The 11,864-nt window shown below is 36.9% G+C and carries 10 protein-coding genes; all 10 read left to right on the plus strand.

The window, feature by feature from the left end; translation table 11 throughout:
- Positions 1–763: 763 nt before the first annotated feature.
- Positions 764–1,132: a hypothetical protein gene (locus tag ACEN92_RS03660; protein WP_495641018.1), complete on the plus strand. Its 369-nt coding sequence runs from the start codon at positions 764–766 to the stop codon at positions 1,130–1,132.
- Positions 1,133–1,283: 151 nt separating this feature from the next.
- Positions 1,284–2,120: a DUF3347 domain-containing protein gene (locus ACEN92_RS03665; RefSeq protein ID WP_495641019.1), complete on the plus strand. Its 837-nt coding sequence runs from the start codon at positions 1,284–1,286 to the stop codon at positions 2,118–2,120.
- 19 nt (positions 2,121–2,139) lie between these two features.
- Complete coding sequence (locus ACEN92_RS03670; protein WP_495641020.1) at positions 2,140–2,757, plus strand: heavy metal-binding domain-containing protein; 618 nt, start codon at positions 2,140–2,142, stop codon at positions 2,755–2,757.
- Positions 2,758–2,906: 149 nt separating this feature from the next.
- Entirely contained in the window at positions 2,907–3,611 is a 705-nt protein-coding gene (locus ACEN92_RS03675) for a DUF3347 domain-containing protein (RefSeq protein WP_495641021.1), read from the plus strand.
- Complete coding sequence (locus ACEN92_RS03680; protein WP_495641022.1) at positions 3,612–4,082, plus strand: heme-binding domain-containing protein; 471 nt, start codon at positions 3,612–3,614, stop codon at positions 4,080–4,082.
- Between the two features lie 49 nt (positions 4,083–4,131).
- The gene (locus ACEN92_RS03685) at positions 4,132–6,669 is read left to right on the plus strand and encodes a heavy metal translocating P-type ATPase (RefSeq protein ID WP_495641023.1); all 2,538 of its coding nucleotides are present in this window, start codon (positions 4,132–4,134) and stop codon (positions 6,667–6,669) included.
- A 95-nt stretch (positions 6,670–6,764) separates the two neighbouring features.
- The gene (locus tag ACEN92_RS03690) at positions 6,765–7,259 is read left to right on the plus strand and encodes a DUF305 domain-containing protein (protein ID WP_495641024.1); all 495 of its coding nucleotides are present in this window, start codon (positions 6,765–6,767) and stop codon (positions 7,257–7,259) included.
- Positions 7,260–7,291: 32 nt separating this feature from the next.
- A complete protein-coding gene (locus tag ACEN92_RS03695; protein WP_495641025.1) occupies positions 7,292–8,164 on the plus strand; it encodes a DUF2911 domain-containing protein in 873 nt (290 codons plus the stop codon).
- A gap of 4 nt (positions 8,165–8,168) precedes the next feature.
- A complete protein-coding gene (locus ACEN92_RS03700; protein WP_495641026.1) occupies positions 8,169–10,757 on the plus strand; it encodes a multicopper oxidase domain-containing protein in 2,589 nt (862 codons plus the stop codon).
- A 255-nt stretch (positions 10,758–11,012) separates the two neighbouring features.
- Positions 11,013–11,669, plus strand: coding sequence for a DUF305 domain-containing protein (locus ACEN92_RS03705; RefSeq protein ID WP_495641027.1), 657 nt, complete (start codon positions 11,013–11,015; stop codon positions 11,667–11,669).
- The last annotated feature ends 195 nt before the right edge of the window (positions 11,670–11,864 follow it).

Here is an 11,864-nt window from a genome sequence, read left to right on the forward strand (position 1 = left end):
TGGAGAAGGTAAAATTGAACCTAGTTATTGTATTGCTAATTTACAGGAGGTGTAAAAAATAAAATATTTTTCCGTAAAATATTTTGTCGTTTATGTCCTATAAAAAAAGGAAACGAAAACAAAAAATTAAGTAATGTATTGATTAAAAGTTTTTTTTTTTTTTAAAAAGGCGCCAATTGTCTTCAATTGGCGCCTTTTGGCAGTGTGGTGACCCCAGCGGGACAAATTTCTATAAATTTTATGGAAGATTTGAAGAGATTGGCTTACTGGAAGTAGCGGCTGTCTTTATATGTCGTAAGGATTTTGGTTTGGATGTCCTGTTGGGGATTGATACAAATTTATAAGTAAGATACAGTTAATGTCGTATCTTTCAGGTTTTGAAAATGTAGTTTATATTCAAAAAATTTGTATCCTGCATTTCTAATATTTTTTAACGAGTTCGAAATCTAATGTGCCACGATTCTGTCACAAAAATGGTCGCTGTTTATATTAATATTGAACTTTTAACTTGTAAAAATGAATGTTATAACTAATTTTTTAAATCAATGTATAAAAACTTCTACTAAAAAACTGTAAATTGGGCTTTAACTTTTTGCGGCAAAGAGGCATCCTCACCAAAAAAAAGAAAGTAAAATACTTTGAAACAATTCTAATAGAATAATAAAACAGAGGAGCGCGTATTGTTTTATATTATTATTTTAACTTCTTAATGGTAATTAATAAACATAATTTGTTTAATTTTGTTTTATATGCATTTCCACAGATGAAAAATTTTCACATTATATTCATTTTATTGCTTGGTTTCTTCCTGGTGCCAAGTCATGTTTTTGCGTGTGGAAATAAATCAGAAAAACATTCTTCGAAGACAGAAATGTCCTCCAAAACAGAAAAAAAAGATTGTTGCGAAAGCAGTAGTGAATCCAAAAATAAAAGGCATAATTCCTGTGGCGGAAAGTGCAAGCATTCTAAATGTATTTGCGCTGCATCTTGTAGCGGTGCTTCAGCTTTTTTTGCGGTTACTTTACAATCTAACTACTATGATTTTTCAAACGAAAAACAAAAAAATTATAGTTTAGAAACTCCTATTTCTTCAGGTTTTTCTTCCCTCTGGCTTATTCCTAAAATAGGCTGATACTAAAATAGACAGCCATAGGTATGTCTAATTATGAGCATATTGCTCAAATCAATCCATTTTTTTCGGTTCATAAAATGACGATAGCTGCTGCTTTTACTAGTTTGCTGTTTGTTCATTTGATAACCGATTTCATTTAAACACACACAAAATGTATTCATTAAAAAAATTGATGATGGCAATAACTTTATTGTTATCAATCGTTGGATTCGGCGCACAAATCAAAAACCCAATTACTGAAACGGTAAAAATATCTGGGAATTGTGATATGTGTAAATCCACTATAGAAAAGGCAGGAAATATAAAAAATGCAGCTACTGTCGATTGGAACAAAGAGACCAAAATGGCTGCCATTACCTACGATGCAAAAAAAACAAGTCCTGATGAAATACTTAAGCGTATTGCATTAGCTGGATATGACAATAAGAACTTTCTTGCCCCTGAGACGGTGTACTTAAAATTACCCAAATGTTGTCAATATGAGAGAGAGGCAAAATCAATTGTTAAAGCAGAACCTTTAGCTGAGATAGCCATGGCAGATCGTTCTGCTATGGGTCAGAATCAGGAATCGAATCAACTGCAAGTTGTCTACGATGCTTATTTTATTTTAAAAGATGCTTTGGTTAAGACTGACGGCAAATTAGCTGCTGCAAGTGCAAAGGAATTATTGACGGCAATTTCTTCTGTTAAAATGGAAACATTGCAAATGGATGAGCATATGGTCTGGATGAAAGTGTTGAAAAGCCTATCGGCAGATTCTAAAAATATTTCAGAAACACAGGATGTGAAAAAGCAAAGGGAATTTTTTAAATCGTTATCTAAAAGCATGTATGAATTGATAAAAGTTTCGAAATCACCGCAAGCTGTCTATTATCAATATTGCCCAATGCAGGATGCCAACTGGTTAAGCAGAGAAAATAATATTAAAAACCCTTACTATGGTTCTCAAATGTTGAGTTGTGGTAAAACTATAGAAACAATAAAATAATAACTAAATTACTAAAAAGATGAAAACAATAATTATCGTATTAAGTGCTTTTTTTGCATTTAATACAATGGCAATAGCACAAGCTGCTACAAAAATGGATGAACAGAAAATAATTTACGTTTGTCCTACACATCCTGACGAAGCAAATTCAAGCTCAGGTAAATGTCCAAAATGTGGAATGGAATTGAAAAAAATCACCAAAAAAGTTGACACTCACGCTCAGAAAGGAAGTCAGCCTCAAAGTAAAACAGTGACAAAATACGTTTGCCCAATGGACGGATCAACTTCTGACGAACCAGGTAAATGTTCTAAATGTGCAATGGCAATGGTTAAAACTACAGAGAAAGTTGATACTCACGCTCAAAAAGGCAGTCAGCCTATGAGCAAAACGGTAACAAAATATGTTTGCCCTAAGGATGGTTCCACTTCGAACACTGAAGGTAAATGTTCTAAATGTGGAACAGATATGGTAAAGGTTACTCAAAAAATTGACACTCACCCGCTAAAGGGAAGTCAGCCCACAAGCAAAATTGTAACAAAATATGTTTGCCCAATGGATGGCTATACTTCAGATACAAAAGGGGACTGCCCTAAATGCGGAATGGAATTGATCCAAAAACAAGTTTCTAAACAATAGATAATGTTTAAAAAGTGCATCTTAAAGTGATGGGTGCACTTTACAATATCCTTTTTTTTTCCAGGTGTATTCTAAGCAGAAAAAAGATGTGCAAAAAAATAATCAAATAACCTTTCAATAAGCGTAATTCTAATTAACAAATAATCAAAATGAAAAATATCATTCTCTCTACAGCAGCAGCTGCATTACTACTAGTGTCCTGTAATCAGAAAAATAAAGAAGCAGTAAGCAATACTCCAGAGCCTAAAGAAACAGCATCACAATCATATGCATGTTCTATGCATCCTGAAGTAACAGGGAAAAAAGGTGAAAAATGTTCTAAATGCGGAATGGAACTAACAGAACCGGTAAAACCAGTAGCAACAACACAAACAGATAAAGATTCTTTAAAAGTTAAAACAGGTACTAAAACTGTTGAATCAGAATTTTCAATTGATGTTATTGTGGCGGATTATTTGTCTTTAAAGAATGCGTTGACAAAAGATGATGCCAATCAGGCCTCCAAGGCAGGTAAAAAATTATATGCAGCTTTCAATACAATTGATCCGGGATCCCTGGATGTAAAATTGAAAAAAGAATATATGGACATTGCTGATGATGCTAGAGAGCATGCTGAACATATTGGCGCCAATGCAGGTAAAATTGCGCACCAAAGGGAGCATTTTGTATTGCTAAGCAAGGACATTAACGATTTGCTGAAAATATTCAAAACGAGTCAAACGTTATATCAGGATTATTGTCCGATGGCTGATGAAGGAAAGGGTGCTATATGGATTAGTGAAATCAAAGAGATCAAAAATCCATATTATGGTTCTGATATGCTTACTTGCGGTTCTGTAAAAAAAACGCTGTAGATGAAAAGTACTGCCAAAAAATCAGTTCTTATCGGATTGCTCGTTTTTTTGCTGATACAGTTATATCAGCCTGCCCGCAACGAAAGTTATGAGCAGGCTACAACTGTCAATTTTATCAGGGTTTATCATGTCCCCAGACCTATAGAAACTATCCTTAGAACTTCGTGTTATGACTGCCACAGCAATAACACGAATTACCCTATTTATTCGTATCTTCAACCTGCTCGTTATTTTATGGAAGGCCATATCAAAGAAGGCAAAGAAAATTTGAATTTCGACCAGTGGGGAGATTATGGAAAACGCAAGCAAAAAAATAAGTTAGACAGAATTGTAAAACAAATTAAGTCTGATGAGATGCCATTGGCTTCTTATACATTCATTCATCGAAATGCAATCCTATCAGATAATCAAAAGCAGCAAGTTATTAAATGGATCGAGAAAACAACGGATAGTCTCGCGGCCGATTATTGAAAAGGAAAAAAAATAATTCATATAATACTATTTTACTAAAGAAATAAATATGATACATACGTACAGCATTACCGGTATGACTTGCGATGGCTGTCGCACTAAAGTCGAAAAAGCATTAAATGCCGTTGACGGTGTCCAGGCTATTGTAACATTACAGCCTCCAGTGGCAACGATTACTATGGAAAAGCACATTCCAGAAATGCGGCTGCAGCAAGCATTGACAGCAGTTGGTAAATACACCATAGAAATGAATAACGGTAAGATAACAGAGCAAGCAGCAACCAGCGAAGCCTCTGCAAAGTCATGCTGCTCCATGCATTCGGGGGATCATAAAAAAGAGATCGGGATACCAAAAAATGCACATGGGAAGTATTATTGTCCAATGCATTGCGAAGGCGATAAGGTATATGACAATCCAGGGGATTGTCCTGTGTGTGGAATGGATCTGGTAAAGGCACCTGAACTAACACTCAGCAAAACTTTATATACCTGCCCGATGCATCCAGAAGTAATTACTGAAACTCCAGGTTCATGTCCTATTTGCGGGATGGATTTAGTGACTATGGAACCAAGCGAAAGCGAAGACCAAAAGACGTATAAGGATTTGGTAAAGAAAATGAAAATAGCTGTACTCTTTACGGTACCCATTTTCGTTATTGCCATGATAGAAATGGCACACAACAATCCATTACTCGAGTTAATGGATGCCGCTAAATGGAATTGGGTACAGCTTGTTTTATCTCTTCCGGTTGTTTTTTATGCCTGTTGGATATTTTTTGTACGCGCATGGAAATCGATCATTACCTGGAATCTGAATATGTTTACCCTAATCGGAATTGGCACGGGAGTAGCATTTTTATTTAGTTTAGTCGGTATGTTTTTTCCTGATATTTTCCCAAGTGAATTCAAAACAGAACACGGCACAGTCCTTCTCTATTTTGAGGCCACTACCGTTATCCTTACTTTAGTTTTGTTGGGACAATTATTGGAGGCCCGGGCGCATAGTCAAACCAGCAGCGCTATAAAAGAACTGCTGAAACTAGCGCCAACTGAGGCCACATTGGTAATAGACGGAGGCGACAAAGTAATCTCAATCCATGATATCAAAGAAGGCGATTTGCTACGAGTAAAACCTGGAGATAAAATTCCGGTTGACGGAAAAATAACTGACGGAGAAAGCAGTATCGATGAAGCCATGATTACAGGTGAGCCAATACCTGTTGACAAAAAGAAAGGCGATAATGTAATTGCCGGGACAATTAATGGCAACAAGTCATTTGTGATGATTGCTTTAAAAGTAGGTTCTGAGACATTGCTTTCCCAAATAGTACAAATGGTCAGCGACGCTTCACGCTCTAGAGCACCTATTCAAAAATTAGCGGACAGCATAGCCAAATACTTTGTGCCAATTGTTGTGATTATATCGATAATTACGTTTTTAGTCTGGGCAAAATTTGGACCCGAACCAGCATTGGTCTATGGCTTTATAAATGCCATTGCGGTATTGATTATCGCCTGTCCTTGTGCTTTAGGACTGGCAACGCCTATGTCAGTAATGGTCGGCGTTGGAAAAGGTGCGCAATCAGGGGTTTTGATAAAAAATGCCGAAGCTTTGGAGCACATGAATAAGGTAAACGTTTTAATTACCGATAAAACAGGAACGATTACAGAGGGGAAACCATCAGTAGAAAAAATTTATGCAGCCAATAACAACGAAGTTGATTTGTTACAGGCCATAGCTTCGCTGAATCAATACAGTGAGCATCCCTTAGCGCAAGCTGTAGTGAATTATGCCAAAGGAAAATCAATTTCTTTAATCGGGGTAAACGATTTTCAAGCCGTTACCGGAAAAGGAGTTACCGGAACGGTCACCGATAAAAAAGTGGCATTAGGCAATAAAAAACTGATGGAGCATGTACAGGCAAAAATTTCAGATGATTTAGAAAATGAAATCAGTGCTGAACAAAAACTAGGAAAAACAGTTTCATACATAGCCGTTGACGGAATTGGGACAGGATTTGTGACCATTACAGATGCTATCAAAACTTCCAGCAAAGATGCCATAAAAGAATTAATGAGACAGGGTGTGGAAGTCATAATGATTACGGGTGACAACATCAATACGGCCAAAGCCGTTGCCGATGAATTAGGCCTGTCATCCTACAAGGCAGGTTTTTTACCGGAAGATAAATTAAATGAAATTAAACGCTTGCAGGCCGAAGGTAAAATTGTAGCGATGGCTGGTGATGGTATAAATGATGCTCCGGCATTGGCACAGGCCAATATTGGAATTGCAATGGGAACAGGAACCGACGTGGCTATAGAAAGTGCTAAAATAACTTTGGTCAAAGGTGATTTACAAGGTATTGTAAAAGCTAAAAATCTAAGTCATGCAGTTATGAGAAATATCAAACAAAATCTATTTTTTGCTTTTTTCTATAACGTGCTTGGCCTACCGATTGCAGCTGGAGCCTTATATCCGTTTTTTGGAATATTATTATCACCTATGATCGCTGCTTTGGCAATGTCTTTCAGTTCCGTTTCGGTAATTGTAAACGCTTTGAGATTGCGAAGCCTGAAGCTTTAGAAGCATATTAATTTAGATACAAAAAATTTAGGTTGAATCTGATCCTGACCGATATAATGAGCATCTAAATAAACTAAAATCAAATAAATATGGAAATGAAACACGCAGCACAGCAACATCAACATAAAACAGAAGAAAGTGTGATGTACAAGAAATTAGCGCTGATGATAGTATTATCATTTGGTGCCATGTATGGGCTTATGTATGCAATGGTAGATGTTTTTGCAAATATAATACCTAATGTCAACCAACTTTATATGGCCGGATTGATGACTATGCCAATGCTTATTATTGAAATTGTAATTATGGGTGGGATGTATAAGAACAAAAAATTAAATTATATACTATTGGCTTCAGGCTTGATTTTATTGATTGCCTTTTTTATGGGTATCCGGCAGCAAACTGCTGTAGGAGATAAACAATTTTTGAAATCAATGATACCTCACCATGCTGAAGCAATATTAATGGCAAAAGAGGCATCAGTAAATGATCCCGAAATAAAAGAATTGATAAAGGGCATTATTACCAGCCAGCAGGCGGAAATTGACCAAATGAAAGCGAAACTTAATGAATTAGATAAAGCGCAATAAAAACTAAGAAATCATTATAAAATATAAATAAAATGAAAAAAAGAATACTGATAAGCTTTCTGCTTTTGCAGTCTGTATTACTATCAGCACAGGACAAAGTACAAATTAAACTAACCGCAGCCAGCCCTGCAGCATCCTTTGAGCAGGAAATAGGCAGTGCAAAAATAAAAATGGCATACAGCAGGCCATTGGTACGAGGAAGGAAGATATTTGGTGAGCTGGTGCCTTTTGATAAACTTTGGCGCACTGGCGCAAGTGATTGTACGGTAATAACAACTTCCGAAGATATTTCATTTGCTAACAATGTATTGAAAGCAGGAAGCTATTCCTTATTTTCAATACCTTCAACAAATGAGTGGACTATAATTGTTAATACAGATACGACTTTACATGGGGAAACTGGCTATGATGAAAAAAAAGACGTGATGCGTTTCAAGGTCCCTGTAGAAAAGAGTCCCGGCTTTTATGAAACATTTACAGTTGAATTAAATGACATCAATAGCAAAGGAGAAGCATTTCTGAAAATAATTTGGGAAAATACCATGGTCAGAATACCAATAAAGAGTAAGGAGGACCAGAGTCTATTAGCATTGATAGACCAACATGTCATAAAAGGAAAAAGCAGGGATGCCAGTTTGTTATTTCAGGCAGCTAACTATTATTACAGTACCAATAGAGATTACAAACAGGCAATAATATGGCTTTCAGAAGCAGAAAAAATTGATCCTGAAAATTTCTATTATCCAAATTTGAGACAGAAAATAGCTTCAGAATTAAAAGATTATACCACTGCGATCGATGCCGCCAAAAAAGCACTTGCGCTGGCCGAAAAGGGAAAAAAGAACAGTACAATTGAGCTATTAAAGCAAAAAATAGCGGATTGGGAAATAACAGTAAAAAATTAAAGTCATGAAAAGCAAATTATCAATTATAGTTTTTCTTTTTTTTATAAATCACATTGCCAAGGCTCAGGCTACTTCACCACAGACTTTTTATACCTGTGTGATGCATCCCGAAATCCACGTACCAAAACCCGGAAAATGTCCAAAATGCGGCATGGCATTAGTAAAAGAAAAGTCAAAGCCAGGTCAGTCCAAAGCAGTTACAAAACCCAAGGCCACAACTACAACTACTGTTAAAAAGGAAACAATTGAAAGAGGCAAATCTTCCATTGCGGATAAACGCGATACCGATAAGGGACATGATATGAAAAACATGGAAAAAGTAGCAGTAACTCCTGCTGTAAAAAAAAGGATATTAAAAGACGAGCCGCCAAAAGTAGTCAGGTACGATTTATATGTTCGCGATACTGTAGTGAATTTTTCAGGAAAATCAAAAAGAGCAATAGCAGTGAATGGGCAGATACCGATGCCTACATTAACATTTACTGAAGGTGATACCGCAGAGATTTATGTTCATAACGAACTCGATGAGGAAACCTCTTTACACTGGCATGGTTTATTTTTACCCAATAAGGAAGATGGTGTACCTAATCTTACCCAAATGCCAATAAAACCGCACAGTACCTATAAATATTCTTTTCCCATCAGACAGCATGGCACACACTGGTATCACAGCCATTCAGGATTGCAGGAACAAATCGGGATGTACGGATCTTTTGTGATGAACAAAAGAAACTCTGATCCAAATTTCAGGGAAGGCATAGATGATCTTCCTACAGTTCCCATTATACTGAGCGAATGGACCGACATCAATCCGGAGAATGTTCATAGGCTGTTGCACAATGCCTCAGACTGGTTTGCAATAAAAAAGGGCACAACCCAAAGCTATGGTGAGGCCATAAAACAAGGTTATTTCAAAACCAAGGTCATCAACGAATGGAAACGTATGACCGCTATGGATGTAAGTGATGTCTATTATGAGAAGTTCTTAATCAATGGGAGAAATGAGAGCCAGCTTTCGCAGTTCAAAGCAGGTGATAAGGTAAGATTACGCGTTTCTAACGGAGGGGCCTCCAGCAATTTCTGGCTTACCTATGCCGGAGGCAAAATTACAGTAGTGGCCAGTGATGGCAATGATGTGGAGCCCGTGGAGGTTGACCGTCTGCTCATTGCAGTGTCTGAAACCTATGACGTGATACTGACCATTCCGGCAGAAAACACATCCTATGAATTTTTGGCCACACCGGAGGACCGGACAAAATCGACTTCCCTATATATTGGTAAGGGTGTCAAGCAGCTCATCTCGCCTTTGCCAAAACTGAAATACTTTGAAGGCATGCAGATGATGAACGATATGATGAAGATGAATGGAGACCTGGATGATATGGGGATGCAGATGTCGCTGAACCAGATGGATATGAATACCGTAATGTACCCAGAAATTACAGGTCCCCAAAAAGGGGTGGACAAAGATATGCCAATGGAGATGAATAGTATGGAAACTAAAGAGAGTACTGCTGACAACTCGCACGAAATGCACAATATGGAAAATAAGTACAATGCCAATGCTCTTTCAGATATTGTCACATTAAATTATGCCATGCTAAAATCTCCTACCAATACGGCATTGTCAAAAGATGCTCCTGTAAGGGAACTTAAATTTGAGCTTACCGGAAATATGAATCGCTATGTCTGGAGTCTGGATAATAAAGTGGTTTCGGAATCAGATAAAATCCTGATCAAAAAAGGAGAAATTTTGCGCATTGTCCTGCATAACAATTCGATGATGCGCCACCCAATGCACCTGCATGGCCACGATTTTAGGGTAATTAACGGGAATGGTGATTATGCCCCGTTAAAAAATATTATCGACATCATGCCAATGGAGACAGATACTATTGAATTCGCCGCAAGCGAGGACGGGGGCGACTGGTTCTTTCACTGCCATATTCTGTATCACATGATGAGCGGGATGGGAAGGGTTTTTAGTTATGAAAATTCACCGTCAAATCCGGAAATACCAGACCCTAAACTGGCTCAGCGCAAATTATTTGCTGATGACAGAAAATTTCATTTTATGACAGAAAATGATTTTGCCACCAACGGGAATGACGGTATGGCCATGTTAAGCAATACACGATGGAGCATTGGCACAGAATGGCGATTGGGATACAATGACATGCATGGCTATGAAACCGAAACCCATATTGGAAGATACATTGGGAAAATGCAATGGCTGATGCCCTTTATTGGTTTCGACTGGAGGTACAGGGAAATGGAAGATGGAGAAATGGAAAAGAACCTCTTTAATCAAGGAAACACAAAAAACAACCGCGCGGTTTTTAGTGCTGGTATCGAGTATACCCTGCCAATGCTTATAAAGGCACAGGCTGAAGTGTTTACCGATGGAAATTTCAGATTGCAATTTGAGAGAATGGATATTCCAGTTTCCAAAAGGCTTCGAATGAACCTGATGTGGAATACAGATAAGGAATATATGGCAGGACTGCGATATATTATCAAAAGAAATGTTAGTGCTACAACGCACTATGACAGCGATATGGGATTTGGTATGGGTATAAACCTAAATTATTAAAAATATTCTGCATTACGATGCAAAAAAATATAGGCTGTAAAGTCTTTTTTTCTATTTATACATCTCTTTTGAATTTCATTGTCAAAATCAGAACGCTCCATTCTTTGGAGCGTTTTTTTTTAAAATTTATGAATTATAAAGTGATGTAATACAATAGTTTAGGTCGTTTAATTCTGTAATAAATCGCTATAATATTATAAAGTTAATAGTTGTGCATGCCCGAAATTTATAAGATAACATATAAATTATTACCTCATGAAACATCTAATATTGGCACTATTGATTTTTTTATCAATTACAGCCTGCAAAAAAAATACTGCCACAGAAAGCACAATCGATACACCCGTATCTGATACAACTATCAGTCCTTCGGAAGATTCTAATCCAAGTACAGATCAAACTGTTGGAAATGCAATGAAAAGTATGATGGACAAGATGCACCAATTAGAGAAAACAGGGAATCCGGATTATGATCTCGCTGCTGCAATGAAGGAACATCATAAAGGAGCTGTTGAAATGGCTGCTGTTGAAATAAGTTCAGGAAAGGATACAAAGCTTAAGGGCATGGCACAGGAAATGTCTGACAAACAGCAAAAAGAAATTACTGAATTAGAAACTATCATGTCCCAATCCAAAAGTGATGATAAAAATTATAATCAGGACGACCAGGGTTTAGGTAAAGCAATGATGGACAATATGATGTCAATGATGGAAATGCCGGCAACAAGCGATTCAGCAGACAGGGATTTTGCAACTATGATGATAAAACACCATAAAGACGGTATCATGATGGGGCAGATCATTCTTAAATATGCAAAAAACACAAAATTCAGGGTAATGACCCAAAAAATGATTGCCGACCAAAATAAGGATATAAAGGATTTGGAAACGTGGATGACCCAAAACGAATAAGAATTATAATAATTTTTGTCACATTGCCTTATAAATACACTAAACGTTATTTACTAGATAATCATTGATAATGATTTTAAAATTGTTATCCTGTTGCTCTAATTTACGGTTCGTAACACTTACCGGTTACTTAATGCTAAAAACCTCCAAAGTTAATTTTGATTTTGGAGGTTTTTTGGTTCAAAAAATATACTT

Source organism: Flavobacterium sp. Flavsp81, assembly GCF_059491325.1.

Coding starts and splice junctions, on each gene's coding strand:
- ACEN92_RS03660 (WP_495641018.1), top strand. CDS start 764: ATGAAAAATTTTCACATTATATTCATTTTATTGCTTGGTTTCTTCCTG.
- ACEN92_RS03665 (WP_495641019.1), top strand. CDS start 1,284: ATGTATTCATTAAAAAAATTGATGATGGCAATAACTTTATTGTTATCA.
- ACEN92_RS03670 (WP_495641020.1), top strand. CDS start 2,140: ATGAAAACAATAATTATCGTATTAAGTGCTTTTTTTGCATTTAATACA.
- ACEN92_RS03675 (WP_495641021.1), top strand. CDS start 2,907: ATGAAAAATATCATTCTCTCTACAGCAGCAGCTGCATTACTACTAGTG.
- ACEN92_RS03680 (WP_495641022.1), top strand. CDS start 3,612: ATGAAAAGTACTGCCAAAAAATCAGTTCTTATCGGATTGCTCGTTTTT.
- ACEN92_RS03685 (WP_495641023.1), top strand. CDS start 4,132: ATGATACATACGTACAGCATTACCGGTATGACTTGCGATGGCTGTCGC.
- ACEN92_RS03690 (WP_495641024.1), top strand. CDS start 6,765: ATGAAACACGCAGCACAGCAACATCAACATAAAACAGAAGAAAGTGTG.
- ACEN92_RS03695 (WP_495641025.1), top strand. CDS start 7,292: ATGAAAAAAAGAATACTGATAAGCTTTCTGCTTTTGCAGTCTGTATTA.
- ACEN92_RS03700 (WP_495641026.1), top strand. CDS start 8,169: ATGAAAAGCAAATTATCAATTATAGTTTTTCTTTTTTTTATAAATCAC.
- ACEN92_RS03705 (WP_495641027.1), top strand. CDS start 11,013: ATGAAACATCTAATATTGGCACTATTGATTTTTTTATCAATTACAGCC.